The following is a 26,134-nucleotide window of genomic DNA, read 5'->3' as shown; positions in this document are numbered from 1 at the left end:
AGACACCTCACAGGGTCGCTTGGGCTTGGATGGGATGGCTCAGGAATACCTGGCGCAGGAAGGCTGCGATCTTGGCGGGGTCCTTGACCCCGGGGGCGCTCTCCACCCCGCCGGAGACATCGACGGCGAAGGGCTGCACCGCGGCGATCGCCTGGCCGACATTGTCGGCGCTCAAGCCTCCCGCGAGAATAACAGGTTTTGCCAGGCTTGCGGGGATCCGCGACCAGTCGAAGGTCTCGCCGGTGCCCCCCGGCACGCCGGGCTTGTAGGCGTCCAGCAGCAGGGCCCGGGCGCCGGCATAGTCCGCCGCCGCGCCATGCAGATCGAGGCCCTCGCGCATGCGCAGCGCCTTGATCCAGGGCCGCGGCAGGGCCTCGCAGAACTCGGGAGATTCCTTGCCGTGGAGCTGCAGCAGATCCAGGTGCTCGGCGCAGCGGGCGATCAGCGCGGGCTCCTGGTCGACGAAGAGCCCCACCCGGGTGACGAAGGCCGGCACCCGGGCGCTCAAGGCGGCCAGGCGCTCGAGATCGAGGCCGCGCTGGCTGCCCGGCCACATCACGAAGCCCAGGGCATCGGCGCCGGCGGCCACGGCGGTGTCTATATCCGCTTCGCGGGTCAACCCGCAGATCTTGACCCGGGTACGTTGCAACATGGGGCTTACTCCTCGGCGGCGGTGAGGGAGGCGATCGGGCGGCCGCGGCGATACTCGACCATGGGGCAGTCGGGCAGGGGGCGCTCGCCGGTCCACTCGCCCAGGAAGGCCAGCAGGCTGGGGCCCAATGGCTCCCGGGGCAGCCCATAGGCCTCGTCATAGAGGGAGTCGACGAAGTGCAGGCCACAGGCCGGGGCGGTCACGGCGCCCCGGGCGCGATCCTTCAGGGTCATCAGCTCGGCCAGGTAGGTCTCGGCCTGCTCGCCGCGCCCCACCGCCACCAGGGCGCCGGCGATATTGCGAATCATATGATGCAGGAAGGCGTTGCCCTGGACGTCGATGACCACCAGGGGGCCATGGCGATGCACCTCGATAAAGTGCAGATGGCGCCAGGGGCTCTTCGACTGGCAGCCGGCGGCGCGGAAGCTGGAGAAGTCGTGCTCGCCCACCAGTACCTGGGCGGCGCGGTGCATGGCCTCGGCGTCCAGGGGGTCGCGACACCAGGTGACGTTGGCGCGCTCCAGCACCGGACGGCTGGGCTGGTTGAGGATCACGTAGCGGTAGCGCCGCGCCAGGGCCCTGAAGCGCGCATGGAAGTCGTCGGGCACCGGATGCACCCAGCGCACGGCGATATCCCGTGGCAGGTTGGCATTGACGCCGAACACCCAGGCCTTCTGGGAGCGCGGCGCCGGCGGGTCGAAATGCACCACCTGGCGGGTGGCATGCACGCCGCTGTCGGTACGGCCGCTACACAGCACCTTGACCGGGGCGGCGGCGACCCTCGACAGGGCCTCTTCCAGGGAGGCCTGCACCGAAGCGGCATGCTTGAGGCGCTGCCAGCCGCAGTAGGCGCTGCCATCGTATTCCACGCCCAGGGCCAGGCGTCCGGTCAGGGGGCGGGTCTCGTCTAGGGGCTCGAACAGGGGCATCGGCTCATCGGAGGTTGTGCTGGGCGATCAGGGCCCGCGCCTGCTCTCGTCGTTGGTCATCGCCGTCGGCCACGACGCGGGCCAGCAGCTCGGCGGCCCGCTCGCGCTCGCCCGTGTCGAGCAAGGCTTGAGCCTCGGCCAGGAGCCGCTGCGCTGCCGGGGCAGCGGCGGGAGCTTCATTATCCAGATCCGCGGGCGGGAAGGCCAGCTCCTCCACCTCCCAATCCGCGGGAATCGCCGCATCGGCCGGCGGCGCTGCCGCCTCGTCATCGCCGGTAAAGGCCACCTCGGGCTGCTGGGGCGTCTCGCCCTGGGGCTCGACGGGCTCGATCTGGGGCGGGCGATAGTCGATAATCCGCTCCCGCTCCGACGACTCGGGCCGGGGCGTCTCGCCCGCCGAGGTGCCGGGCTCGTCTCCCATATCCTGCGAGGGACCATAATCGATCATCCGCTCCACCGAGTCGGCCTGGGGCGAATAGACACTCGGCTCACCGGGGCTTGGCTCCTGGGGCTCGGCGGGAGCCGAGGGCTCGCCATCGGCCTCCGCCTGGCAGCGGGCCTGCAGGCGCGCCAGCTCGGCGGCCAGGACGGGATCGCCGTGGGCCTCGAGTAACTCGCCCTCGCGGCGTGCCGCCGCCCAATCGCGCTGCTCCACCAGCACCGTCATCAGCTTCAGGCGCAAGTCATCGCGACCGGGATCCCGGGCCAGGCTCGCCTCCAGCAATTCTCTGGCCTGGTCATAGCGGCCATAGGCGATAAAGATATCCGCCTCGCTGATCGCCTCCGCCTCGGGGAGGGCGCTACGCCCCGGCTGGGCCGGTCCGGGCACCGCCCGGGCCGGATGGGCCTCCGGCGCCGGGCTCGCCGCATAGAGCTCGGCGAAGCTCTGCCCCTCGTCCTCCTCGCTACGCCGGCGCAGCAGTGCCCAGAGCGCCAGCAGTAATGCCAGGGCGGCACCGCCCAGGGCCAGGGTATGATCCCGGGCACCGGCCCAGATCGCTCCCCACCAGGGACGATCCTGGGCCGGGGCGCCCTCGGCAGGCGTCGCGCTATCGGGCGGCACGATCCCCCCGGGGCCGGCCCCATCGGTCCCACTATCGTCGGCGGCCAGGGCCACCAACTGCTCGCGCAGGGCGGCCATCTCGTCGCGCAGGGCACCGATCTCGTCACGCAGTTCATCGCGCTCGTCGCGCAGCTCGGCCAGCTCCCCGGAGGGAATGGCCTCCTCGGCGAGCCCGGCTTCCTCCGCCGCGGACAACTGGGCCAGCAGCGGCTCGCCACTCTGCATTGGGGTGGGAGCGCTCTCCTCGACTACGTCTTTCCCTTCGGTCAGGCCATCCGCCGCGGCCAGGGCCGACGCCTGCGCTTCCTCGGCGACGGACTCTCCGAAGGCCGGCTCGATGGCGCCCTCCTCGTCGGCCTGCCCGGCCGCCTGCTCCGCCGCCAGTTCGGCATCGCTCAGCAGCACCAGCCGCGGGGCGGCCTGCTCGTCGCCGGCGCTTGGCGCCACGGCCTCGCCTTCCGCCTCTTGGGCGGCGGGCGCTGCCGGCGTCGACTCGGCGGAGGGCGCCGGAGCCTCGCCGCCTGACACCTCCGTGGTGGGTTCGGCCTCGGCCTGCGCCTCGGCCTCACCACTCTCGGGAGGCAGCGCTTCCCGGGCGGCCTCGGCCCGGGATGCGACCGCCGCAACCAGCGTCGGCATGGCGACCGGCGCCGGGGCGCCGCCGCCGCGATTGGCCCAGGCCTGATAGTGGGCCTGCACCAACTGGTCCGCCTCGGCCCGGGAGATCGCCACCAGGCCCTCGCGCCCCGGCACCCTCAGGGCAAAGCCGGCGCGCATCTGGTTGATATTGCCGTTGGGAAAGACCTCGGGGTTGGCCGCCACCAGGGCCAGCATCATCTGGTGCATGCTGACGTCGCTATCCGGGCGTAGCCGGCTGGCCACCGCCCAGAGGGTATCTCCGGAGCGCACGAAGGCGGGATCGTCTTGGGCTTGCGCCGCCGAAGAAGGGGCGGCTGGCGAGGAAGCGGTCCGGGGTGTCGCGGCAGGCGCCGGGGTCGCGGGCGTGGCCGGCACCCGGGGCGCGGCGGGCTCCCCCAGGGGGCGGTAGTCCGGGGGATCCAGCAAGAGGGTGATCTGGCGCAGTTGCTGCCCCCCCGGCCACTCCAGGTCGATCAACAGATCCAGGTAAGGCTCATTGATCGGCCGTCGCGAGTCGAGTGCCAGCACCAGGCGGGCGCCGCGGCGCTCGACCCGGAAGCCGAGGTCGCGGAGCGGCTCACTGCGGGCCAGGCCGGCGCGGGCATAGGTCTGGGCATCGGCGAGGCGCGCCTGGAAGGCCGCCGGATCGAGCCCCTGGGTATCATAGAGGGGAATGGTGGCCTCCAGGGGCGCCCCCAGGGGAGAGTGCACCTCCAGCGCCCCCACCCCCAGAGCCAGCGCCTGGGGACTGGCCAGGGAGAGTCCGAGCAGCACGGCACCCTTGAGCTTGCGTTTCATGGCGGCCACCTATGGCTAAAGTGTCACTGTTTGTCAGTGTAACACTCAAGATACCGCTCTCCGCCCCGCCTTTCCCGGGGCGTTTCAACGGCCGCTGTACAAGGGAGCCATCATGCAAAACGCCTCCCAGGGGAGGCGTTTTGCGGCTTTCGCGTTTCCGGCGCTTACTGCTGTTCGCGGAGGATCTTGAGCATCCGCTTGAGGGGCTCGGCGGCGCCCCACAGCAACTGGTCGCCGACGCTGAAGGCGGAGAGGTAGTCGCCGCCCATGGCCAGCTTGCGCAAGCGCCCCACCGGGACGCTGAGGGTACCGGTGGCCGCCGCCGGGGTCAGGTCGGCGATGGTCGCCTCCTTGTCGTTGGGCACCACCTTGACCCAGTCGTTGTGCTTGGCGATGCGCTCCTCGATCTCGTCCAGGGGCACGTCCTGCTTCAGCTTGATGGTGAAGGCCTGGCTATGGGAGCGCATGGCGCCGATACGCACGCAGAGGCCATCGATGGGGATGGGGTTGTTGTCGAGGCCGAGGATCTTGTTGGTCTCGACGCTGCCCTTCCACTCCTCCTTGCTCTGGCCGTTGTCACGCTTGACGTCGATCCACGGCAAGAGGCTGCCGGCCAGCGGCGCGGTGAAGTTCTCGGTGGGGAAGTCGCCGCCGCGCATGGCCGCGGTGACCTTGCGGTCGATATCCAGGATGGCGCTGGCCGGATCGGCGAGTTCGGAGGCCACGCTGTCGCGCAGGGCGCCCATCTGGTTGAGCAGCTCGCGCATATGCTTGGCGCCGGAGCCGGAGGCGGCCTGGTAGGTCATGGAGGTCATCCACTCGACCATACCGGCCTCGAAGAGCCCGCCCAGGCCCATCAGCATCAGCGACACGGTGCAGTTGCCGCCGACGAAGGTCTTGGCGCCCTTGGCCAGTTGAGTATCGATCACATGGCGGTTGACCGGATCCAGGACGATGGTCGCCTCGTCCGCCATGCGCAGGGTGCTGGCGGCGTCGATCCAGTAGCCCTTCCAGCCGGCCTGACGCAGGTCCTGGTAGACCGCCTGGGTATAATCGCCACCCTGACAGGTGATGACCACGTCCAGGGCCTTGAGGGCCTCCTGGTCGAAGGCATCCTTGAGGGGGGGCACTTCCACGCCGACGTCCGGGCCCGGCTGACCGACCTGGGAGGTGGTAAAGAAGATGGGCTCGATGCCCTTGAAGTCTCCGTCTTCCACCATGCGCTGCATCAGCACGGAGCCCACCATGCCACGCCAACCGACAAAACCGACTTTCAACATGTGAATGTCCTCCTGAAAAAATGTGTGCCTCCCCTTTCGAGGGGAGGAAGCGCCCGCGGGTGCCACGGGCGCAACGATACCGAGGGCGCGTTTAGAGCGCCTCGAAGGCGGCCAGTACGGCGTCGCCCATCTCGGTGGTGGAAACCTGGCGGGTGCCCGGATAGGCGATATCGGCGGTACGCAGGCCCTGATCCAGCACCTGGCCCACGGCGCTCTCGATCCGCTCGGCCAGGGCGGTCTCACCCAGAGAGTAGCGCAGCATCATGGCCACCGAGAGGATGGTGGCCAGCGGATTGGCGATATTCTGCCCGGCGATATCCGGGGCACTGCCGTGGCAGGGCTCGTACATGCCCTGGCCGCTCTCGTTGAGGGACGCCGAGGGCAGCATGCCGATGGAGCCGGTGAGCATGGCGGCGGCGTCCGAGAGGATATCGCCGAACATGTTGCCGGTGACGATGACGTCGAACTGCTTGGGGGCGCGCACCAGCTGCATGGCGGCGTTATCCACGTACATGTGCGAGAGTTCCACGTCCGGGTACTCCGGCGCCAGGCGCTCCATGATCTCGCGCCACAGGATGGTCACCTCCAGCACGTTGGCCTTGTCGACGCTGCACAGTTTCTTGCCACGCTTCTGGGCCATCTCGAAGGCCAGGCGACCGATACGCTCGATCTCCGACTCCGAGTAGACATAGGTGTTGAAACCGACCCGCTCGCCGTCGCGCTCCTCGATGCCCCGGGGCTGGCCGAAGTAGATACCGCCGGTCAGCTCGCGGACGATCAGGATATCCAGGCCGGAGACCACCTCGGGCTTGAGGGTCGAGGCCTCGGCCAGCTGCGGGTAGAGCAGCGCCGGGCGCAGGTTGCCGAACAGCCCCAGGTTCTTGCGCAGCCCCAACAGCCCCTTCTCGGGACGCTTGGAGAGGTCCTCCAGGGTGTCCCACTGGGGGCCGCCCACGGCGCCCAGCAGGATGGCGTCGGCGGCCCTGGCCTTGTCGAGGGTCACCGCGGGCAGCGGCTCGCCATGGGCGTCATAGCCGGCGCCCCCCACCAGGCCCTCTTCCAGGGTCACGTCCAGGCCCTTGGCCTGGCAGGCCTCGAGGACCTTGACCGCCTCGCGGGTGATTTCCGGACCGATACCGTCGCCCGGCAGAACGAGAATCTTGCGGCTCATCAGCTGTGTCTTCCCTTGAATCGATGAATAGGCGGCTCAGCCGGCCTGACGGAACAGCCAGGGGCGGGCGGCGCGATGCTTCTGCTCGAAGGCGCGGATGGCCTCCTCGTCCTGCAGGGTGATGCCGATATCGTCGAGCCCCTCGAGCAGGCAGTGCTTGCGGAAGGCGTCCACCGCGAACTCGAGGATCTCGCCGCTCGGCGTGGTGATGCGCTGCTGCTCCAGGTCCACGTCGAGGCGATAGCCCTCGCTGGCCTCCACCTCGCGGAACAGCCGGTCGACGGCCTCCTCCGCCAGGGTGATCAGCAGGATGCCGTTCTTGAAGGCGTTGTTGTAGAAGATATCGGCGAAGCTCGGCGCGATCACTACCCGGAAGCCGAAGTCGGCCAGGGCCCAGGGGGCGTGCTCCCGGGAACTGCCGCAACCGAAGTTGCGCCGCGCCAGCAACACGCTAGCGCCCTGGTAACGCGCCTGGTTGAGCACGAAATCGGGGTTGAGGGGGCGCGTCGAGCAGTCCTGGCCCGGCTGGCCCTCGTCCAGGTAACGCAGTTCGTCGAAGAGGTTGACGCCGAAGCCGCTGCGCTGGATCGACTTGAGGAACTGCTTGGGGATGATCAGATCGGTGTCCACGTTGGCCCGATCGAGGGGCGCCACCAGCCCCTGCTGACGTTCGAATTTCTGCATGACTCAGGCCTCCTGGGCGGCGCGGTTCGATTCGAGGGTGCGCACATCGACGAAGTGACCGGCGATGGCGGCGGCGGCGGCCATGGCCGGGCTCACCAGGTGAGTGCGCCCGCCGTAGCCCTGGCGACCCTCGAAGTTGCGGTTCGAGGTGGAGGCGCAGTGCTCGCCGGCGCCCAGCTTGTCGGCGTTCATGGCCAGGCACATGGAGCAGCCCGGCTCGCGCCACTCGAAGCCCGCCTCGACGAAGACCTTGTCGAGTCCCTCGGCCTCGGCCTGGCGCTTCACCAGGCCGGAGCCCGGCACCACCATGGCCAACTGGACGGAGTCGGCGACCTTCTTGCCCTTGGCCACCTTGGCCGCCTCGCGCAGGTCCTCGATCCGCGAGTTGGTGCAGGAGCCGATAAACACCTTGTCGAGGCGGATATCGGTGATCTTCTGCCTGGGCGCCAGGCCCATGTACTCCAGGGCGCGCTGGTAGCCGCTCTTCAGGGTGGCATCCGCCTGGGCCTCGGGGTCGGGCACCTCGCCGGAGACGCCGGTGACCATCTCGGGGCTGGTGCCCCAGGTCACCTGGGGCTCGATCGCGGCGGCATCCAGCTCGACCACCTTGTCGAAGCGCGCATCGGCGTCGGAGACCAGGCCGCGCCAGTCGGCCACGGCGGCCTCCCACTGGGCGGCACTGGGCGCGTAGGGGCGATCCTTGAGGTAGTCGATGGTGGTGTCGTCCACCGCGATCAGGCCGACCCGGGCGCCCGCCTCGATGGCCATGTTGCAGACCGTCATGCGGCCTTCCATGGAGAGGCCGCGGATGGCGCTGCCGGCGAACTCGATGGCGTAGCCGGTGCCGCCGGCGGTGCCGATCTTGCCGATCACCGCCAGCACGATGTCCTTGGCGGTGACGCCGAGGCCCAGCTCGCCCTCGACCCGCACCAGCATGTTCTTCATCTTCTGGGCCAGCAGGCATTGGGTGGCCAGCACATGCTCCACCTCGGAGGTGCCGATGCCGTGGGCCAGGGCCGCGAAGGCGCCATGGGTGGCGGTATGGGAGTCACCGCACACCACGGTCATGCCCGGCAGGGTGGCGCCCTGCTCCGGGCCCACCACATGGACGATGCCCTGGCGGGCGTCGTTGATCTTGAACTCCTCGATGCCGAAGGCTTCGCAGTTGTCGTCCAGGGTCTGCACCTGGATCAGCGACACCGGATCCTGAATGCCGGCGTTGCCCCGGGCCCGCTCCACCACGGTGGTGGGCACGTTATGGTCCGGAGTGGCCAGGTTGGCGTCCAGGCGCCAGGGCCGGCGGCCCGCCAGGCGCAAGCCCTCGAAGGCCTGGGGCGAGGTCACCTCGTGGAGCAGGTGGCGGTCGATATAGATCAGGGCGGTACCGTCGTCACGTTCCTTTACCAGGTGCTGTGACCACAGCTTGTCGTAGAGCGTCTGGCCTGCCATGGGGGTCTCCTCCAGGGGCGGGCTCGCTGCCCGCGCTTCTCTGATGCCTCGAGACTAGGGGGCGCCACCCATAAAATCAATTCATGTTCTTTATCCTTTGGATTCCAACATGGAATACAATGGAGATATAACATCCCCGAAGCTATCGCAGGTGGCACGCTTTCCGCATAGCGGTCCGGGGCTAACCTGAGGACAGGTCGTCGCGGGGCGCTGTAAACCCCTCCCTGGGCGCTACTTTTGCCATCCCTGGCAAAAAACCCCCGCTCCGCCCTGTCCCCAGCGCCCCTCGGCCATGCCAGCCGCGATAGCCCGGAAACACTCCCCGGAGCCTTGCAATGGATACCCAGAGCCTTCAGGCCTTTCTCGCCGTGGCCGACCACGGCTCCTTCTCCCTGGCCGGCGAGCACCTGCACCTGACCCAGCCAGCGGTGAGCAAGCGCATCGCCGGTCTCGAGGACCAGGTCGGCGCCCGTCTCTTCGACCGCATCGGCCGGCGGGTCAGCCTCACCGAGGCGGGCCGCCTGCTACTGCCCCGGGCCCGCCAGATCCTGGTGATGGTGGACGACAGCCGCCGCGCCATCGGTAACCTCAGCGGCGACGTGGGCGGCAGCCTGACCATGGCCACCAGCCACCATATCGGCCTGCACCGTCTGCCGCCGATCCTCAAGGCCTATACCCAGGCCCACCCGGAGGTGCGCCTGGACATGCGCTTCCTCGACTCGGAGCAGGCCTATCAGGACGTGCTGGACGGCGAACTGGAACTCGCGGTGGTGACCCTGGCCCCCTCCCCCGCCCCCGATCTCACCGTGGTGCCGGTATGGGTCGACCAGCTGCGCTTCGTCTGCGGCCGCGACCACCCCCTGGCCGGCCGGGAACAGTTGCCGCTCTCGGCCCTCTCCACCTTCGATGCGGTGCTGCCGGGCCACCTGACCTTTACCCGCGGCATCGTCGTCGACACCTTCGCCCGGGAAGGGCTCAAGGTGCAGGTGGCGCTCTCCACCAACTACCTGGAGACCCTCAAGATGATGGTCGCCATCGGCCTGGGCTGGAGCGTGCTGCCGGAGAGCCTGATCGACGACGAGATCGAGGTACTGCCCATCGACCACCGCCCCATCCAGCGCCCCCTGGGCTACCTGATGCACAAGAGCCGCACCCTCTCCAACGCAGCCCGCTCCATGCTGGCGATGCTGGAAGCGGCGCGCAGCCCCGAGGCCAGGCACTGGGGCTAGCTCGGCCTCTCGGCGGGTTGGGGATGGGCCCGCAGCAGCCAGGAGGCGGCGGCCACGCCCGCCAGGCCGAACAGGGCGCCGGGCATGGCGCCCAGGGCCAGGCTCAGCAGGATCCCGCCCAGCAGGGCCGCGCCCCCGGCGAGGATCACCCGCGTGGCGCCGGCCTGGACCAGGCCGCGCTTGCGCCGCACCTCAAAGCTCACCACCGCCACCATCACCGGGGCCACCGTCAGGGCACACAGCAGCAGCCACCAGAGACGCCCCAGCCAGAAACCGGCCTCCCCGGGCACCCCGGCATCGATGGGCAGTCCCAGGCGTTCCCCCACCCAGGCCGCCGGCAACTCGGCGAGCTTGTGCCAGAGATAGAGCGGCATGCCCAGGGCGCCGAGGAGGGTGACCAGGCGGTCGATGGGACGCCGCGCCAGCAGGCGCCGCGCCGGCGACTCGAAGAGCAGCACCGCACCCACCTGGAGCCACATCACCCCCACCAGGGCCAGGGTCGGCGGCAGCAGGTTGCTGGGGGCGCCGACGCGACCATCGACCATGGCCAGGGGGTAGCCACTGGCCACGGCGGCGGCCAGCCACCCCAGGCCGAGCAGCAGCAGGCCGATCCCCACACCGACCCCCGCAAAGCGCCCGCGCCGCCAGGCGATGCCCAACTGCTGGGGCAACAGCCACACCGCCGCCACATTGATCCAGCCGATACCGCCGGCGCTGGCGGTGACCCGCTCGCCCAGAGTCAGGAGCTGTCCGGGGGCGGTGATTCCGGCGCGCAGCAGGTCAACGCCGGCGGCGATCACCACCAGGGCCACCACCGCCTTGAGCCCCCAGCGGTTATCGGCCCAGACACCCAGCGGCAGCAGCGCCTGCACCCCCAGCAGCATCATCAGAAACCACAGGTGAATGGTCAGGGAGTGATTGAGCAGGCCCAGGAAGCGTCCGCCGGTCACGAGGGCCAGCAGCGACAGCGCCGCCAGGTAGGTGACGGTGGGCCGCGCCAGCCCCAGGGCGCGCCCCGCCCACCAGTGGAGCTGTCGATCGCCCTGACTCAGCCGCCGCTGGGCCCCCTCGGCGCTGACCGCCGCCGACACGAAAACGAACAGCGGCACCACCTGCAACACCCAGGTCAGCGCCCCGGCGCCGGCCCAGACCACCAGCAGGTGGTCGGTGGCCACCATCAGCCCCTCCTCGAGGCGCGGCAGGGTCGCCAGCCAGTGGCCGAAGACCACCACCAGCAAGGCGCCGGCGCGCAGGGCATCGGGATAACGATCCCGGGAAGCAGCGTCATTGGGGGCTCGTGCTGACGACATGACTCGCTCCTTCGATATCGGGCAGGTGTTTGGCCGGCGAGTGGCGACAGAGAGTAATAGAACAGTGTTTCATAACACTCTCTTCCTTCCGACTCGGCGAGTCAAGCCGGTGCCTGCCTTTCCCTAGGATGCTAACCTTTGCGACGACCTTCCCGTCGTCCTGATGTTCTTGTGCAAGAGAGGCCCCGTGTCCCGACCGGTTCCCGCCCCCCAGGGCACCCCGCCCCGCCCCACGCCGCGCCGGGTCATCGCCGGCCTGCTGTTGCTGCTGGGCCTGATCACCCAGATCCTCTACTTTACGCCGTTACCGATGCCGGCTCCCTGGGTCAGCTACCTGTTCTGGGCGGCGACACTGCTGCTGTGGCGGGATATTCCCCGGCGCACCCGCCTCCAGGCCGGCGCCCTGGCCCTGCTGGGGGGCGGCTTCCTGCTACTCAGCCAGCTACGCCACGGGGCGACCATCGACTGGGCCCGCAGCCTGGAGGGCAATGTCTATGTGGTGGCCATGCTGGTGGGGGTGAGCTTCCTCGGCCTGCTCGGCACCCGACCGCCGGCGGCCCCCAGACGGCTGGTCACCGGCTGGCGCGGTATCGCCCATACCTGGCTCAGCGTGCATCTGCTCGGCGCCATCCTCAACCTCTCCACGGTCTTTATGGTCGGGGATCGTCTGCACGCCCGGGGCGAACTCACCACGCCGCAGCTGCTGACCCTCAACCGCGGCCTCTCCAGTGCCGCCCTCTGGTCGCCCTTCTTCGCCTCCATGGGGGTGGCGCTCACCGTGGCCCCCGACATGAGCTACGGCTGGATCCTCGCCTTCGGGATGCCCCTGGCGCTCTTCTCCGGCGCCTTGACCTGCCTGGAGCTGGGGCGGCGCTTCGACCTCTCCCGGACGCCGGGCCACGCCCTCACCCCCACCAATCTGCTGATGCCCAGCGCCATGGCGGCGCTGGTGCTGCTCTTCCACTATGTCCTGACTCCAGGGCTCTCCATCGTCAGCCTGATCACCTTCCTGCTGCCGACGGTGGCCCTGGCCAGCAACCTGCCCAAGGGGCCGCGCTGGACCGCCCGGCGCGTCCTGGATCATGCCCGCCAGCGGCTACCGGCGATGCGTGGCGAGATTTCGCTGTTCCTGTGTGCCGGCCTCTTCACCCAGGGGCTCTCCGCCTGGGTGAGTGCCGCCAGCGGCGGGGACTGGGTGCTCTTCGCGCACTTCGGCGCCAGGGAAGCGGCGCTGAGCTACCTGGCCATCATCGCCAGCGCCATCGCCGGGCTGCACCCCATCATCGGGGTCTCGACCCTGGCCTCGCTGCTCGACCTGGAGGGCAGCCGCCTGACCCTGCTGGGCTTCGTGGCCCTGGCGGCCTGGGGGGTGGGAACCGCCGTGGGGCCCCTGTCGGGGATCAACCTCTCGCTGCAGGGGCGCTACGGCACCAGTGGCTACACCATGATGCGCCATAACTTGACCTACGCCGCGGTGATGTCGCTATTGGTTGTGGTGGTGATCCTGGCGCTGGATCGGCTGCTCTAACCACTCCCCTATGCCTCAGAGGCCCGGGAGAAGTAACGGTGGCCGCACTGGTGACAGGGCTCCAGGCGGGTCACGCTCTCGAGCACCACGGTGGCGCCGCAGTGCACGCAGGCCATGCGCCCGGGGGCGGCGATCTCGCCCTCGCAGTAGTCGGCCCGGGCCGCCTCGAGATCGTCGGTCAGTTGTTCGCGCTCGATCACCGAGCGGTCGGCGATGGAGAAGAGCGCATCGGTGACCTTGCGCGACAGCACCGAGAGGTCGATGCCCAGCCAGCTGGCCACGCCATGCCCCCCCGCCGCCAGGTAGCGGCGCATCTCGCGCAGGTCGCGCTCCACCCAGGCCCGCAGCAGGGAGAGCTCGTCCTTGGTGAACTCCTCGAGCTCCGCCTCGAACTCCACCGCCTCGTCCAGCTCCTGCTGCAGGGCCTCCCAGGAGAGCTCGTCGGCGCCATGCTGAAGACGCCCCAGCATGCGCTCATAGCCTTCCCGCAGCCGATGCTCCCGCTCTTTGTGCTCGCTCATGGTGCGCTCCTTGGTTCCACCGGCCTGGCGCCGGGCCAGGCCCTTACCTGACAGGACCTTACTAAGGTATGCTTGTGCCCCATTCGATGGTGCCAAGCCGCCGTTTCGCCAGTTGTAGCACAGTCTAGGCCGCGGCGGCGCCTGGAACTCGCCAACGCTTACGCCATCCCCCTCCACAAGGTGACAGACCGAACCGATGGACGCACAGTACAACCCCCATGAGATCGAACGCGATGCCCAGCAGTTCTGGGTGAAGAACGAGTGCTTCAAGGCCGTCGAAGACGCCAATCGCGAGAAGTTCTACTGCTTGTCGATGTTCCCCTACCCCAGCGGCAAGCTACACATGGGTCATGTGCGCAACTACACCATCGGCGACGTGGTCTCCCGCTACCAGCGCATGCAGGGCAAGAACGTCCTGCAGCCCATGGGCTGGGACGCCTTCGGCATGCCGGCGGAGAACGCCGCCATCAAGAACCAGGTGCCGCCGGCCAAGTGGACCTACGAGAACATCGACTACATGCGCAACCAGCTCCAGGCCCTGGGCTTCGCCTACGACTGGAGCCGCGAGTTCGCCACCTGCGACGCGGACTACTACCGCTGGGAGCAGTGGTTCTTCACCAAGCTGGTGGAGAAGGGGCTGGTCTACAAGAAGATGTCCACCGTCAACTGGGACCCGGTGGACCAGACCGTGCTGGCCAACGAGCAGGTAATCGAGGGGCGCGGCTGGCGCTCCGGCGCCCTGGTGGAGCGCAAGGAGATCCCGCTGTGGTTCCTCAAGATCACCGACTATGCCGAGGAGCTGCTGGCCGACCTGGACCAGGTGGAGTGGCCCGAGCAGGTCAAGACCATGCAGCGCAACTGGATCGGCAAGTCCCGCGGCGTGGAGCTGAGCTTTGAGATCAAACCCGCTGAGGGCTCCGACATCAAGGCCGCCGACGGCACCCCCGCCGAGCCGCTGTCGGTCTATACCACCCGCCCCGATACCCTGATGGGTGTCACCTATGTGGCGGTGGCCGCGGCTCATCCGCTGGCCAAGGCCGCCGCCGAGGGCAACGCCGAGCTTGCCGCCTTCTGCGAGGAGTGCGCCCGGGGCGGCACTTCCGAGGCGGAGCTGGCCACCAAGGAGAAGAAAGGCATGGCCACCGGCCAGGTGGCGGTGCACCCGCTGACCGGCCGCGAGGTCCCCGTCTATGTGGCCAACTTCGTGCTGATGGAGTTCGGCACCGGCGCGGTGATGGCGGTGCCCGGCCATGACCAGCGTGACTGGGAGTTCGCCACCAAGTACGGCCTGCCCATCGAGGCGGTGATCAGTGACGAAAACGGCCAGGCCCCGGATCTCTCCGAGGGCGCCTACGTCGAGTACGGCCGGCTGATCCACTCCGGCGAGTTCGACGGCCTCGACTTCGAGGCGGCCTTCGATGCCATCGCCGCCAAACTCGCCGAGAAGGGCGTCGGCGAGGTCAAGACCAACTTCCGCCTGCGTGACTGGGGCGTGGCCCGCCAGCGCTACTGGGGCGCGCCGATTCCGGTCAAGTACGGCCCCGAGGGCCAGACCGTGCCGCTCTCCGACGAGGAGCTGCCGGTGGCCCTGCCCCAGGAAGTCACCGTGGATGCCTCCGGCTCGCCGCTGAAGAAGATGCCGGAGTTCTCCGACCTGGGCGATGGCTGGGTCCGCGAGACCGACACCTTCGACACCTTTATGGAGTCCTCCTGGTACTACGCGCGCTTCTGCTGCGCCGACAACCCGGACGCCATGCTCGACGAGCGCGCCAACTACTGGCTGCCGGTGGACCTCTATATCGGCGGCATCGAGCACGCCATCCTGCACCTGCTCTACGCGCGCTTCTTCCACAAGCTGATGCGCGACTTCGGCCTGGTCGACTCCGACGAGCCCTTCCAGCGCCTGCTGACCCAGGGCATGGTGATCGCCGAGACCTTCTACCGGGAGGAGGCCAACGGCGCCAAGACCTGGTTCAACCCCGCCGACGTGGAGGTCAAGCGCGACGACAAGGGCCGTCCGGTGAGCGCGGTGCTGATCGACGACGGCCAGCCGGTGGCGATGGGCGGCATCGAGAAGATGTCCAAGTCGAAGAACAACGGCGTCGATCCCCAGTCGATGATCGAGCGCTTCGGCGCCGATACCGTGCGCCTGTTCATGATGTTCGCCGCGCCGCCGGAGCAGTCCCTCGAGTGGTCCGACTCCGGCGTCGAGGGCGCCAACCGCTTCCTCAAGCGCCTGTGGCGCCTGGCCAGCGAGCACCTGGCCGCCGGCGAGCCGGCGCCGCTGGACACCGCCGCCCTCGATGATGCTCAGCGCGACCTGCGCCGCAAGACCCACGAGACCATCAAGAAGGCCAGCGACGACATCGGTCGCCGCACCACCTTCAATACCGCCATCGCCGCGGTGATGGAGCTGACCAACGCGCTCGGCCGATTCCACAACGAGAGCGGCGACACCTCGCCCCAGGGCCTGGCCGTGGCCCGGGAGGCGGTGGAGGCCTGCGTGCTGCTGCTGGCTCCCATTACCCCGCATATCGGCCATGCCCTCTGGGCCGAGCTGGGCCACGAGGGGCCGGCCATCGACGCCGCCTGGCCGCGCCTCGACGAGTCCGCCCTGGCCCGCGACAGCATCGAGCTGGTGGTGCAGGTCAACGGCAAGCTGCGGGCGCGCATCCAGGTCGCCCCGGATGCCGACAAGCAGACCGTGGAGGCCGAGGCCCTGGGCGCCGAGAACGTCCAGCGCCACCTGGAGGGCAAGACGGTCCGCAAGGTGATCGTGGTACCCGGCAAGCTGGTCAATATCGTGGTGGGCTAGGGCCCACCCCTCCCATGGGCCAAGGAGAGCCAAGATGCAACGGCGTCACTTTCTGCGCCTGACCCTGGCCGGCATCGCCGGCCTCGGCCTGGGCGGCTGCGGTTTCCAACTGCGCGGCTTCGATACCGCCAGCGGCCTCGAGTCCCTGCACCTGGCCGCCGCCAATGACGACCTGGCGGAGGCAGTGCGCGAGCGCCTGACCCGCGGCGGCACCCGCCTGGACGAGGCGGCGCCGCTGCGCCTCAACCTGGGCGCCGAGCGAATCCGCGAACGTCCCCTGGGGCTGATGGAGAGCGGTAACCGCGAGATCGAGCTGATCCTCGAGGCGCCCTTCTCGGTACAGCGGGCCGAGGACGGCGCCTACCTGCTGCCCCAGGAGACCCTCAGCGTCAGCCAACGGCTGCATATCAACGAGGCCAACCTGCTGGCCGCGGACGATCAGCGCCGCGAGGCCGAGGCCAACCTGCGCCGCGAGGCCGCCTCGCGGCTGCTCGATCGCCTGCGCCCCCTGAACGAGCGGTGAGATGCGAGCGATAGAATGAAGGTCTTTCCCGACAAGCTCCCCGAGGCGCTGGCCAAGGCGCTGCCGCCGGTGGTGATCGTGGCCGGCGAGGAGCCCCTGCTGCATCAGGAAGCCTGCGACGCCGTGCGCGCCGCCGCCCGCGCCCGGGGCGTGGAGGAGCGGGAGGTGCTGCATGTGGAGAATGGCTTCCAGTGGAGCCAACTGCTGGAGGCCAGCGCCAGCCTGTCGCTGTTCGCCTCCTCCAAGCTGATCGAGCTGCGCCTGGGCGGTGCCAAACTGGGCCAGGAGGGCTCCAAGGCGCTCAAGGCCTATGCCGAGGGGCTGGAGGGCAGCGACAATATCCTCCTGCTGAGCATGGGCAAGCTCGACTTCCGCGAACAGAAGAGCGCCTGGTTCAAGGCTCTCGACAAACTCGGCCTGTTCGTCCCGGTATGGCCGGTGGATCACCAGCGCCTCGGTTTCTGGCTACGCGACCGGGCCGCCCGCCATGGCCTGAGCCTGGATATGGAGGCCGCCCGGCTGCTCGGCGAGCGCACCGAGGGCAACCTGCTGGCCGCCGACCAGGAACTGCAGAAGCTGGCCCTGCTGATGCCCCCCGGGGCCCGCCTGGACGCCGCCGCCATCGCCGGTGGCGTCGAGGAGAGCGCCCGCTACGATATTTTTACCCTGAGCGACGCCTGCCTGCGTGGCGAGCGGGAGCGCGCCTCGCGGATTCTCGCCGGGCTGCGCGGCGAAGGGGTGGAGGCGACCCTGGTACTCTGGGTGCTGACCCGGGAGCTGCGCACCCTGCTCTCCCTCTACCAGCACCTCGACCAGGGGCAGAGCTTCGAACACGCCTGCAAGGCCCAGAAGCCGCCGATCTTCGACAAGCGCCGCCCCGCCTACCAGCAGGCCTTGAACCGCCTGCCCACCAAGCGCCTGCACAAGCTGCTACTCTTCGCCCAGCGCCTCGACCTGGCCATCAAGGGCGCCAGCCCGGTGCCGCTGTGGGACGGCCTCCACGACCTGGCGCTGACCCTGGCCGGGGGCCGCGGCCCCTTGGCCGGGTCCCCCTATGCCTACAAGGTGGGCTGACTCCCCGCTTTTCGAAAAAACCTAGGCCCTGGCCTGATCCAAGCTGTCCTTGTAGATCCGCCCTTCATGATCAGGCGCAGATGGGTCTTGGCCGGAGAGCGCGGCCTCCTGGCCGAGCCCCCTACGCCGACAAGGTGGGCTGACCCCCAACTTTTCGAAAAAACCTAGGCCCTGGCCTGATCCAGGCTGTCCTTGTAGATACGCCCGCCCTTGATGATCAGGCGCAGATGGGTCTTGGCCGGAGAGCGCGGCCCCCTGGCCGAACCCCCTACGCCGACAAGGTGGGCTGACTCCCCGCTTTTCGAAAAAACCTAGGCCCTGGCCTGGTCCAGGCTGTCCTTGTAGATGCGCCCGCCCTTGATGATCAGGCGCAGATGGGTCTCCGGGTCGGCCAGGAAGTCGAGGCTCTGGCTCGGGTCGCCGTCCACCACCAGCAGGTCCGCCAGGGCCCCCTCCTCGATCCGCCCGAGACGCCCCGGGTAGGGGCTGCGCGGCCCGGAGAGTCCCAGCAGCTCGCCGTTGTTGCCGGTGGCCATGGCCAGCACCGTCAGGGGGTCATAAAAGCGCGTCAGCTTGGCCAACTGGCGCCCCTGGCTGGGCGTGTTCTGGGGGCTGAAGAGGATATCGGTGCCCCAGGCGGTCTTGACGTCGAAACGCTCGGCCAGGGCATAGGCCCGCTCGGTGCCCTCGGAGACCAGCCGCTGGCTCTCCCGACGCGCCTCGTCCGGGTAGACGTTGGCATCCTCGTCCATCAGGAAGGGCTGCAGGCTCCACCAGATGCCCTCTCCCGCCATCATCCGCACGGTCTCCTCGTCGGCCAGTTGCCCGTGCTCGATACAACGCACCCCGGCGCGAATCGCCCGCTGAATGCCCCGCGGCGTATAGACATGGGTCATCACATAGGTGCCCCAGTCCTCGGCGGCCGCCACCGCCGCCCGTAACTCGTCCTCCCCATACTGGGTGCTGTCCAGGGGGTCATAGGTGGAGGCGACCCCGCCGCCGGCCATCAGCTTGATCTGGGAGGCGCCCAGCATCAGTTGCTCCCGGGTGCGGCGCAGCACCTCGGTCTCGCCATCGGCGATAGTCGCCACCCCCTGGCGCTCGATCTCGTTCAGCGGCGTGGTGCTGCCCCGGGGCACCTCGTGGCGCATGCGAAAGTCCCCGTGCCCGGAGGTCTGGGAAATCATCGCCCCGGAGGGGAAGATCCGCGGCCCCGCCACCACCCCCTCGTCGATGGCCCGCTTCAGGGCGAAGGCCGGCCCACCCGCGTCGCGCACCGTGGTCACCCCCCGCAGCAGGGTGCGCTCCGCCTCCCGGGCCGCCACCAGATGGATATAGCCCACGTCGGCGGTCATGGCGGCGGCCTGGGTGATCGCCGCCAGGGTGCTGTGCCAGTGGGCATCGATCAGCCCCGGCATCACCACCCGGCCACCGCAATCGATGCGTTCCCCCTCCATCTCGAGCCGGGCCCCCTCCTCCGCCGAGAGCATGGCGGCGATACGCCCCTCCTCGATACGCAGGGCCACGCCCTCCCGGGGCGGCGTGCCGCTGCCGTCGAAGAGGCGCAGTCCGGTCAACAGCAGCGGCCCCCGGGGTTGGCGGGAGGGTTCGGCCACCAGGCGCGGCGCCCTCAGGCCGGCGAAGAGCGCCAGCATGGCGGCAGACCCGCCCAGGAAGTGGCGACGGGAGAGATCCGCCATGATCCGCCGATGAAACTGCTGCAACAGCGGCGATCCACAGCAGCAGGGGCCGTGACCGTCGGCATGGAGGTGGTGACAAGCTGGGGCAACCATCGATAAGTTCCTTTTATCAGGCATGACTTATCCAGTGTAGGCCAGCCCGACTCACCGGCAAGTGCTGGAGATGCCCGATCCCCGCAAGCCAGGTAGACTAGCTGTATAGACATTCTCTTGTGGCGCAAGGACACCGACCCCATGGGTAGCTCCCCCCCGCTCTACCTGCAGATTCAGCAGCACCTGCTGGAGAAGATTCACGGCGGCGACTGGCCGGCCCACCACCAGATCCCCCCGGAGGAGCAACTGGCCCGGGACTTCGGCGTCAGCCGCATGACCGCCAACAAGGCGATCCGCGACCTGGTGCAGAAGGGCTACCTGACCCGCCAGCCGGGACTCGGCACCTTCGTCACCGATCGCAAGGCGGAGTCGCCGCTGCTCGACGTGCACAATATCGCCGAGGAGGTGCGCGGCCGGGGCCACGCCTACCGCAACGAGGTGCTGACCCGGGAGGCCATCGAGGCGGACGATGAGGTGGCCCTGCGCCTGGGCATGCGCCTGGGCAGCCGGGTCTTCCATACCCTGCTGGTGCACTACGAGGACGAGACCCCCATCCAGCTGGAGAATCGCTACGTCAATCCTCGCTGGGTCCCCGACTACCTGGCCAGCGACTTCAGCCACCAGACCCCCAACGAGGTGCTGGTGGCGGCCTGCCCCATCACCGATATCGAGCATATCGTCGAGGCGATGCTGGTGGATGCCCAAACCGCCGACTGGCTGGCCATCGATACCGCCACCCCCTGTTTGAGCATGGTGCGCCGCACCTGGTCCGGCGAACAGCTGATCAGCTATGCGCGGCTGATTCATCCCGGCGACCGCTACAAGCTGCGCTCCACGGTCAGCAGCCGTCGCGATTAGGCGGGCGCTGGAAACGCAAACGCCTCCCGGGCAAGACCCGGGAGGCGTTTTTCGTTGCGCTGCCAGCGCGGGCGCTACACGCCGGCCAGCGCCTGCACCAGGTAGCCGGTGGGGATCGCCAGGGTCAGGCTCAGCGCCACGCGGATAAACCAGATCACCAGCATGCGCCCCACCGAGAGCGGGATGCTGGTGGAGAGGATGCAGGGAATCGAGGCGGAGAAGAACAGCACCGCCGATACCGAGACCACCCCGGCGGCGAAGCGCGCCACGAACTCCGCCTCAGCCATCAACAGCGCCGGCAGGAACATCTCGGCCAGCCCCGAGGCGGCCGCCTGGGCCAGGGCCGGCGCATCGGCCAGTCCCCAGACTGCCACGAAGGGATAGAAGAGCCAGCCCAGCCAGGCGAACAGTGGGGTGTACTTGGCCACCAGCAGGCCGGCCAGGCCCACCGACATGATCGACGGCAGGATGCTGATGGCCATCACCAGCCCCTCCTTGAAGTTGAGCGCCACGCTGCGATGCAGGCCCGGGGCCTGCTCGGCCACCGCCAGGCCGGTCCGCCACGCGGTGGACAGGCGCTTGCCGGGCACGGACTCCGGCTCGCCATCGCGCTTGTCGTCACTCATGCCGGCGAGCGGCGGCAGGCGCACGGTGATGGCGGTGACGACGAAGGTGATCAGTAGCGTCAGCCAGAAGTAGAGGTTCCAGACGCTCATCAGGTCCAAGGTGCGGGCGACGATGATCATAAAGGTCGCCGAGACGGTGGAGAAGCCGGTGGCGATGATCGCCGCCTCCCGGGCCGAGTACTGCCCCGCCTGATAGACCCGGTTGGTGATCAGCAGGCCGATGGAGTAGCTGCCCACGAAGGAGGCCACCGCATCGATGGCGCTGCGCCCCGGGGTGCGCCAGATGGGCCGCATCACCGGCTGCACCAGCACCCCGATCAGCTCCAGCAGGCCATAGCTGATCAACAGCGCCAGGAAGATGGCGCCGATGGGCACGATCAGCCCCACCGGGATCACCAGCTTGTCGAACAAAAAGGGCAGCATATCCGGCTCGTGCAGGAAGTCCGGCCCCCAGCCGGTCAGCGCCATCAGCGCCGCGGCCACCCCGGCGATCTTCAGCACGATAAAGATGCGCTCGGTGAGATTGCGCCGCCAGTAGCCCTTGATCAGCGGGTAGGCGGCCCCGGCCACGATCAGCGCCAGGGCATAGAAGCCGCTGGCCTCCCCGAGCAGGCCGCGGGCTCCGCCGACCATGTGGTCGAGGAGGATGGTGCTGCGCCCGCCGAGCTCGATGGGCACGAAGAAGATCAGGATACCCAGCAGGCTGGGCACGAAGAGTTTCAGGACGGTGGCGACGGAGCCTCGCCGCGCCGGAGATGCCTTGGAGGGAGAAGTGTCCACGGATGATGCCTCGCTTGTGATTGTCGGCCGAGTTCTGGGTAGAGAGCCTCGGGGCAGGGAAAGGCGTCCTTGCCATGTATATACAATACAATAGACAAACCGGGGCCGGCACGCCTACCGAAAGCCCTTAGACTTTGGTCTTAATCGACTCCAGAGCGGCGCCTTTTCCTTACGAGAGATAAGCTATATTCCATTGATAATAAAATGATAAATGGCAATAAAGGCGGAAATGGATCCGCGGCAGGCGCGCCCCCGACACGGGGTGACTTGACGGCCTTTTCGGGCTAGGCTAATTGTATATACATACCCCAGCCCAGTGAGGAGGCAGTTATGCCATCCCAAGCCAGTCGTCGCCTGTGGCGCGATATCACCCTCTTCGATGGCCTGCGCACCCTGCCCACGCCGATGGGAGTGATCGTGGCCGGCGAGCGCATCGAGCGGGTGGCGCCGATGAGCGAGCTCGACGCCGCGACCCTCGCCGGCTGCGAGCCGATGGCCAGCGGCGGCGTCATGACCCCCGGCCTGGTGGACTGCCATACCCACCTGGTCTTCGGCGGCTCCCGGGCCGATGAATTCGAGCAACGCCTGGAGGGCGTCAGCTACGAGGAGATCGCCCGGCGCGGCGGCGGCATCCTCAGCACCGTCACCGCCACCCGCGAGGCCAGCGAGGAGGCGCTCTTCGCCGCCGCCAAGCCGCGCCTTCAGGCGTTGATCGACGAGGGCGCCACCACGGTGGAGATCAAGTCCGGCTACGGCCTGAGCGTGGCCGACGAGCTGAAGATGCTGCGGGTCGCCCGGCGCCTGGGCGAGGCCCTGCCGGTGCGGGTGGTCACTACCCTGCTCGGCGCCCACGCCCTGCCCCCGGAGTTCCAGGACGACGGCGACGGCTATATTCGCCTGGTCTGCGAGGAGATGATTCCGGCGGCCGCCGCCGAGGGGGTGGCGGATGCGGTGGATGTGTTCTGCGAGAGCATCGCCTTCTCGGTGGCCCAGTGCGAGCGGGTCTTCGAGGCCGCCGAGGCCCATGGCCTGCCGATCAAGGCCCATGCCGAGCAGCTCTCCAACCTGGGGGGCAGCGCCATGGCGGCGCGTCATGGGGCGCTCTCCGCCGACCATATCGAGTACCTGGACGAGGCCGGCGTGACCGCCCTGAAGCAGGCCGGCAGCGTCGCCGTGCTGCTGCCCGGCGCCTTCCACACCCTGCGCGAGACCCAACTGCCGCCCATCGAGGCGCTGCGTCGTGCCGGCGTGCCCATGGCCATCGCCACCGACGCCAACCCGGGCAGCTCGCCGATCTTCGCCCCGACCCTGATGCTCAACTTCGCCTGCACCCTGTTCCGCCTGACGCCCCAGGAGGCCCTGGCCGGCATGACCGCCCACGGCGCCCGCGCGCTCGGGCTCGCCGGGCAAGGCCTGGGCCGCATCGAGGCCGGCGCCCCGGCGGACCTCTGCCTGTGGCGCGTCGAGACCCCGGCGGCCCTGGCCTATGCGGTGCAGCCCGGACGCCTGCAACAGCGGGTGTTTAACGGCGAGGTGACCCATGGCTGATCACGTCTTCGCGTTGACTGTCCCCGGGGTAGCCCCGATCACCGAGGGAAGATGAGATGAATCCCACCTATCTCGATGCCATCGATATGTCCCCCTGGGCCGGCCGCGCGGATCCCGAGGCGGATAGCCTGCGCTGGCACCAGGTGGTCGAGCCGCTCTCCCAGGCCACCACCACGCCAGGCGTGGCCCTGGTGGGCTTCGCCTGCGACGCCGGCGTGGCCCGCAACCAGGGGCGCATCGGCGCCGCCAAGGGCCCCCGGGCCCTGCGCCAGGCCCTGGCCCCCCTGGCCTGGCACCGCCAGGGTCCCGCCGTGGATGCCGGCGATATCGTCTGCCACGGCGATGACGACATGGAAGCCGCCCAGGCGCGGCTGGCCGAGCGGGTCGCCGAGCTGCTCGCCAAGGACCATCTGCCCATCGTGCTGGGCGGCGGTCATGAGGTGGCCTTCGGCAGCTGGTCGGGCCTGGCCCGTCACCTGGCGGCCGGAGACGGCCCGGTGCCCAGGGTCGGCATCATCAACTTCGATGCCCACTTCGACCTGCGCGACCCGGCCCAGGTGCGCTCCTCCGGTACCCCCTTCGCCCAGATCGCCGAGGCCTGCCAGGACCGCGGCTGGCCCTTCCGCTACGCCTGCCTGGGCGTGAGTCGGGCCGCCAATACCCGGGCGCTGTTTAGCCGCGCCGCCGAGCTCGACGTGCTGGTTCGCGAGGATCACGAGATCACCCCGGCCCGCCTGGACAGCCTCGGCGATGAGCTCGCGGCCTTTATCGGCCAGTGCGACCTGGTCTATCTGACCCTCGATATCGACGTGCTGCCGGCCTGCGAGGCCCCCGGCGTCAGCGCCCCCGCCGCCCACGGCGTGCCGCTGGCCCTGCTCGAACCGCTGCTTACCCGGGTCCGCGACAGCGGCAAGCTGGCCCTGATCGACCTGGCCGAGCTCAACCCCGAGCTGGATATCGACAAGCGCACCGCCCGGGCGGCGGCGCGACTGATTCACCATTTGACGCTTAACGGCTAAGCCACAGGGCCCACCAGACGTCACGACACCCCATCACCGAACGACGCAATAACGAGGCGACTCCCATGACCCAACGCGATCCCCGTCACGACCCGTCCCGCAAGATCGGCGCCCCCACCGGCACCGAGCTCAGCTGCAAGAGCTGGCTCACCGAGGCGCCGCTGCGCATGCTGATGAACAACCTCCACCCGGACGTCGCCGAGCGCCCCGAGGACCTGGTGGTCTATGGCGGCATCGGCCGCGCCGCCCGCGACTGGGACTGCTATGACACCATCGTCGAGACCCTCCAGCGCCTGGAAGAGACCCAGACCCTGCTGGTGCAGTCCGGCAAGCCGGTGGGGGTCTTCGAGACCCACAAGGACGCCCCGCGGGTGCTGATCGCCAACTCCAACCTGGTGCCGGCCTGGGCCAACTGGGAGCACTTCAACGAGCTGGATAAGAAAGGCCTGATGATGTACGGCCAGATGACCGCCGGCTCGTGGATCTATATCGGCTCCCAGGGCATCGTCCAGGGCACTTTTGAAACCTTCGTCGAGGCCGGGCGCCAGCACTACGACGGCGACCTCACCGGCCGCTGGATCCTCACCGCCGGCCTCGGCGGCATGGGCGGCGCCCAGCCCCTGGCAGCGACGCTTGCCGGCGCCTGTTCGCTGAACATCGAGTGCCAGCAGTCGAGCCTCGACTTCCGCCTGCGCACCCGCTACCTGGACGAGCAGGCAGATAGCCTGGATGACGCCCTCAAGCGCCTCGAGCGCTACACCGCCGAGGGCAAGGCGATCTCCATCGGCCTGTGCGCCAATGCCGCCGATGTGCTCCCCGAACTCGTGCGTCGTGGCGTGCGCCCCGATATGGTCACCGACCAGACCAGCGCCCACGACCCGTTGCACGGTTACCTGCCCCAGGGCTGGACCTGGGAGGAGTACGTGGCCCGCGGCAAGGCCCAGCCGGAAGCCACCGTCAAGGCCGCCAAGCAGTCCATGGCGGTGCATGTCCAGGCCATGCTCGACTTCCAGAAGCAGGGCGTGCCGACCTTCGACTACGGCAACAACATCCGCCAGATGGCCCTGGAAGAGGGGGTCAGCAACGCCTTCGACTTCCCCGGCTTCGTGCCGGCCTATATCCGCCCGCTGTTCTGCCAGGGCATCGGTCCCTTCCGCTGGGCGGCGCTCTCCGGCGACCCGGAGGACATCTACAAGACCGACCAGAAGGTCAAGGAACTGATCCCCGACGACGAGCACCTGCACCGCTGGCTGGATATGGCCCGTGAGAGAATTTCGTTCCAAGGACTCCCCGCCAGGATCTGCTGGGTCGGCCTCAAGGATCGCGCCCGCCTCGGCCAGGCCTTCAACGAGATGGTCAAGAACGGCGAGCTCAAGGCGCCGGTGGTGATCGGCCGCGACCACCTGGACTCCGGCTCGGTGGCCAGCCCCAACCGCGAGACCGAGGCGATGCGGGACGGCTCCGATACCGTCTCCGACTGGCCGCTGCTCAACGCCCTGCTCAACACCGCGGGTGGCGCCACCTGGGTCTCGCTGCACCATGGCGGCGGCGTGGGCATGGGCTACTCCCAGCACGCCGGGGTGGTGATCGTCGCCGACGGCACCGACGATGCCCATGCCCGCCTGGGCCGGGTGCTGCGCAACGACCCGGGCACCGGGGTGATGCGTCACGCCGACGCCGGCTACGAGATCGCCAAGCAGTGCGCCCGCGACAACGGCCTCGACCTGCCGATGCTGGATAAGTAACGCCCTGACTCGAATTCGGCGATGAGTGAATCCCAGGCTCTTCGCCGGCCCCTTTCTTTCAGGTTCACCATACTTTGGTATGAATACCATGGTGGGAGCG

20 protein-coding genes are annotated in these 26,134 nt (G+C 68.8%); 9 read left to right on the top strand and 11 right to left on the bottom strand.

The genetic code is table 11. The annotated features are described in order from the left end of the window. Window positions 1-7: 7 nt before the first annotated feature. From ACQ1W9_RS08000 to leuC, 7 genes are all read right to left on the bottom strand, one after another. Complete coding sequence (locus tag ACQ1W9_RS08000; protein ID WP_431026106.1) at window positions 8-652, bottom strand: phosphoribosylanthranilate isomerase; 645 nt, start codon at window positions 650-652, stop codon at window positions 8-10. Between the two features lie 5 nt (window positions 653-657). Beyond that, the gene (gene truA / locus ACQ1W9_RS07995; protein ID WP_431026105.1) at window positions 658-1,581 is read right to left on the bottom strand and encodes a tRNA pseudouridine(38-40) synthase TruA; all 924 of its coding nucleotides are present in this window, start codon (window positions 1,579-1,581) and stop codon (window positions 658-660) included. Between the two features lie 4 nt (window positions 1,582-1,585). Continuing rightward, entirely contained in the window at window positions 1,586-4,081 is a 2,496-nt protein-coding gene (locus ACQ1W9_RS07990) for a FimV/HubP family polar landmark protein (RefSeq protein WP_431026104.1), read from the bottom strand. A gap of 164 nt (window positions 4,082-4,245) precedes the next feature. Beyond that, the gene (gene asd, locus ACQ1W9_RS07985) at window positions 4,246-5,361 is read right to left on the bottom strand and encodes an aspartate-semialdehyde dehydrogenase (protein WP_431026103.1); all 1,116 of its coding nucleotides are present in this window, start codon (window positions 5,359-5,361) and stop codon (window positions 4,246-4,248) included. A gap of 91 nt (window positions 5,362-5,452) precedes the next feature. Then, a complete protein-coding gene (leuB, locus tag ACQ1W9_RS07980; protein ID WP_431026102.1) occupies window positions 5,453-6,532 on the bottom strand; it encodes a 3-isopropylmalate dehydrogenase in 1,080 nt (359 codons plus the stop codon). 36 nt (window positions 6,533-6,568) lie between these two features. Beyond that, window positions 6,569-7,216, bottom strand: a complete 648-nt coding sequence (leuD, locus tag ACQ1W9_RS07975) for a 3-isopropylmalate dehydratase small subunit (RefSeq protein WP_431026101.1) — start codon at window positions 7,214-7,216, stop codon at window positions 6,569-6,571. A 3-nt stretch (window positions 7,217-7,219) separates the two neighbouring features. Next, the gene (gene leuC / locus ACQ1W9_RS07970) at window positions 7,220-8,665 is read right to left on the bottom strand and encodes a 3-isopropylmalate dehydratase large subunit (RefSeq protein ID WP_431026100.1); all 1,446 of its coding nucleotides are present in this window, start codon (window positions 8,663-8,665) and stop codon (window positions 7,220-7,222) included. A gap of 335 nt (window positions 8,666-9,000) precedes the next feature. Between leuC and ACQ1W9_RS07965 the strand changes: the two genes are divergently transcribed. Next, complete coding sequence (locus ACQ1W9_RS07965; protein WP_346062138.1) at window positions 9,001-9,894, top strand: LysR family transcriptional regulator; 894 nt, start codon at window positions 9,001-9,003, stop codon at window positions 9,892-9,894. On the opposite strand, the gene ACQ1W9_RS07960 is transcribed toward ACQ1W9_RS07965, so the two are convergent. Next, the gene (locus ACQ1W9_RS07960; protein WP_431026099.1) at window positions 9,891-11,204 is read right to left on the bottom strand and encodes an acyltransferase family protein; all 1,314 of its coding nucleotides are present in this window, start codon (window positions 11,202-11,204) and stop codon (window positions 9,891-9,893) included. The two genes, ACQ1W9_RS07965 and ACQ1W9_RS07960, sit on opposite strands and share 4 nt — an antisense overlap. A gap of 187 nt (window positions 11,205-11,391) precedes the next feature. Between ACQ1W9_RS07960 and ACQ1W9_RS07955 the strand changes: the two genes are divergently transcribed. Further along, the gene (locus ACQ1W9_RS07955; protein ID WP_431026098.1) at window positions 11,392-12,732 is read left to right on the top strand and encodes a hypothetical protein; all 1,341 of its coding nucleotides are present in this window, start codon (window positions 11,392-11,394) and stop codon (window positions 12,730-12,732) included. Window positions 12,733-12,740: 8 nt separating this feature from the next. On the opposite strand, the gene ACQ1W9_RS07950 is transcribed toward ACQ1W9_RS07955, so the two are convergent. Next, complete coding sequence (locus ACQ1W9_RS07950) at window positions 12,741-13,253, bottom strand: zinc ribbon-containing protein (protein WP_431026097.1); 513 nt, start codon at window positions 13,251-13,253, stop codon at window positions 12,741-12,743. Window positions 13,254-13,449: 196 nt separating this feature from the next. On the opposite strand from ACQ1W9_RS07950, the gene leuS reads away from it, so the two are divergent. From leuS to holA, 3 genes are read left to right on the top strand one after another with little or no spacing between them, the layout of a single operon-like run. Next, window positions 13,450-16,068, top strand: a complete 2,619-nt coding sequence (gene leuS / locus ACQ1W9_RS07945) for a leucine--tRNA ligase (protein ID WP_431026096.1) — start codon at window positions 13,450-13,452, stop codon at window positions 16,066-16,068. A 34-nt stretch (window positions 16,069-16,102) separates the two neighbouring features. After that, window positions 16,103-16,591: an LPS assembly lipoprotein LptE gene (lptE, locus tag ACQ1W9_RS07940; RefSeq protein ID WP_431026095.1), complete on the top strand. Its 489-nt coding sequence runs from the start codon at window positions 16,103-16,105 to the stop codon at window positions 16,589-16,591. Window positions 16,592-16,606: 15 nt separating this feature from the next. Then, window positions 16,607-17,665 (top strand): DNA polymerase III subunit delta, encoded by a 1,059-nt coding sequence (gene holA, locus ACQ1W9_RS07935; protein WP_431026094.1) that lies wholly within the window; start codon window positions 16,607-16,609, stop codon window positions 17,663-17,665. A 311-nt stretch (window positions 17,666-17,976) separates the two neighbouring features. Here holA and ACQ1W9_RS07930 read toward each other — a convergent pair whose 3' ends face one another. After that, window positions 17,977-19,458, bottom strand: coding sequence for an amidohydrolase family protein (locus ACQ1W9_RS07930; protein ID WP_431026093.1), 1,482 nt, complete (start codon window positions 19,456-19,458; stop codon window positions 17,977-17,979). Window positions 19,459-19,599: 141 nt separating this feature from the next. Here ACQ1W9_RS07930 and hutC point away from each other — a divergent pair, with 141 nt between their 5' ends. Then, window positions 19,600-20,316 (top strand): histidine utilization repressor, encoded by a 717-nt coding sequence (gene hutC, locus ACQ1W9_RS07925; RefSeq protein ID WP_431026092.1) that lies wholly within the window; start codon window positions 19,600-19,602, stop codon window positions 20,314-20,316. 74 nt (window positions 20,317-20,390) lie between these two features. On the opposite strand, the gene ACQ1W9_RS07920 is transcribed toward hutC, so the two are convergent. After that, the gene (locus ACQ1W9_RS07920; protein ID WP_431026091.1) at window positions 20,391-21,722 is read right to left on the bottom strand and encodes a YjiH family protein; all 1,332 of its coding nucleotides are present in this window, start codon (window positions 21,720-21,722) and stop codon (window positions 20,391-20,393) included. A 330-nt stretch (window positions 21,723-22,052) separates the two neighbouring features. On the opposite strand from ACQ1W9_RS07920, the gene hutI reads away from it, so the two are divergent. From hutI to hutU, 3 genes are all read left to right on the top strand, one after another. Then, on the top strand, window positions 22,053-23,270 hold the full coding sequence (hutI, locus tag ACQ1W9_RS07915) for an imidazolonepropionase (RefSeq protein WP_431026090.1): 1,218 nt from the start codon (window positions 22,053-22,055) through the stop codon (window positions 23,268-23,270). A 56-nt stretch (window positions 23,271-23,326) separates the two neighbouring features. Next, window positions 23,327-24,289 carry a formimidoylglutamase gene (gene hutG / locus ACQ1W9_RS07910; protein ID WP_431026089.1) on the top strand — a complete coding sequence of 321 codons (963 nt, stop codon included), beginning with the start codon at window positions 23,327-23,329 and terminating at the stop codon, window positions 24,287-24,289. A gap of 65 nt (window positions 24,290-24,354) precedes the next feature. After that, window positions 24,355-26,034, top strand: coding sequence for a urocanate hydratase (gene hutU / locus ACQ1W9_RS07905; protein WP_431026088.1), 1,680 nt, complete (start codon window positions 24,355-24,357; stop codon window positions 26,032-26,034). Window positions 26,035-26,134: the final 100 nt, after the last annotated feature.

The sequence above is a fragment of the Halomonas sp. H5 genome (assembly GCF_050613175.1).
Classification (GTDB): domain Bacteria; phylum Pseudomonadota; class Gammaproteobacteria; order Pseudomonadales; family Halomonadaceae; genus Bisbaumannia; species Bisbaumannia salifodinae.
The sequence above is the reverse complement of the archived record's forward strand: the minus strand, read 5'-3'. Positions and strand labels throughout refer to the sequence as shown.

What these genes read in the sequence shown, in the direction of transcription:
- ACQ1W9_RS07965 (WP_346062138.1), top strand. Translation starts at nt 9,001, where the DNA reads ATGGATACCCAGAGCCTTCAGGCCTTTCTCGCCGTGGCCGACCACGGC.
- ACQ1W9_RS07990 (WP_431026104.1), bottom strand. Translation starts at nt 4,081, where the DNA reads ATGAAACGCAAGCTCAAGGGTGCCGTGCTGCTCGGACTCTCCCTGGCC.
- leuB (WP_431026102.1), bottom strand. Translation starts at nt 6,532, where the DNA reads ATGAGCCGCAAGATTCTCGTTCTGCCGGGCGACGGTATCGGTCCGGAA.
- hutC (WP_431026092.1), top strand. Translation starts at nt 19,600, where the DNA reads ATGGGTAGCTCCCCCCCGCTCTACCTGCAGATTCAGCAGCACCTGCTG.
- leuS (WP_431026096.1), top strand. Translation starts at nt 13,450, where the DNA reads ATGGACGCACAGTACAACCCCCATGAGATCGAACGCGATGCCCAGCAG.
- ACQ1W9_RS07930 (WP_431026093.1), bottom strand. Translation starts at nt 19,458, where the DNA reads ATGGTTGCCCCAGCTTGTCACCACCTCCATGCCGACGGTCACGGCCCC.
- truA (WP_431026105.1), bottom strand. Translation starts at nt 1,581, where the DNA reads ATGCCCCTGTTCGAGCCCCTAGACGAGACCCGCCCCCTGACCGGACGC.
- hutG (WP_431026089.1), top strand. Translation starts at nt 23,327, where the DNA reads ATGAATCCCACCTATCTCGATGCCATCGATATGTCCCCCTGGGCCGGC.
- hutU (WP_431026088.1), top strand. Translation starts at nt 24,355, where the DNA reads ATGACCCAACGCGATCCCCGTCACGACCCGTCCCGCAAGATCGGCGCC.
- asd (WP_431026103.1), bottom strand. Translation starts at nt 5,361, where the DNA reads ATGTTGAAAGTCGGTTTTGTCGGTTGGCGTGGCATGGTGGGCTCCGTG.
- lptE (WP_431026095.1), top strand. Translation starts at nt 16,103, where the DNA reads ATGCAACGGCGTCACTTTCTGCGCCTGACCCTGGCCGGCATCGCCGGC.
- ACQ1W9_RS07950 (WP_431026097.1), bottom strand. Translation starts at nt 13,253, where the DNA reads ATGAGCGAGCACAAAGAGCGGGAGCATCGGCTGCGGGAAGGCTATGAG.
- ACQ1W9_RS08000 (WP_431026106.1), bottom strand. Translation starts at nt 652, where the DNA reads ATGTTGCAACGTACCCGGGTCAAGATCTGCGGGTTGACCCGCGAAGCG.
- hutI (WP_431026090.1), top strand. Translation starts at nt 22,053, where the DNA reads ATGCCATCCCAAGCCAGTCGTCGCCTGTGGCGCGATATCACCCTCTTC.
- leuD (WP_431026101.1), bottom strand. Translation starts at nt 7,216, where the DNA reads ATGCAGAAATTCGAACGTCAGCAGGGGCTGGTGGCGCCCCTCGATCGG.
- holA (WP_431026094.1), top strand. Translation starts at nt 16,607, where the DNA reads ATGAAGGTCTTTCCCGACAAGCTCCCCGAGGCGCTGGCCAAGGCGCTG.
- ACQ1W9_RS07960 (WP_431026099.1), bottom strand. Translation starts at nt 11,204, where the DNA reads ATGTCGTCAGCACGAGCCCCCAATGACGCTGCTTCCCGGGATCGTTAT.
- leuC (WP_431026100.1), bottom strand. Translation starts at nt 8,665, where the DNA reads ATGGCAGGCCAGACGCTCTACGACAAGCTGTGGTCACAGCACCTGGTA.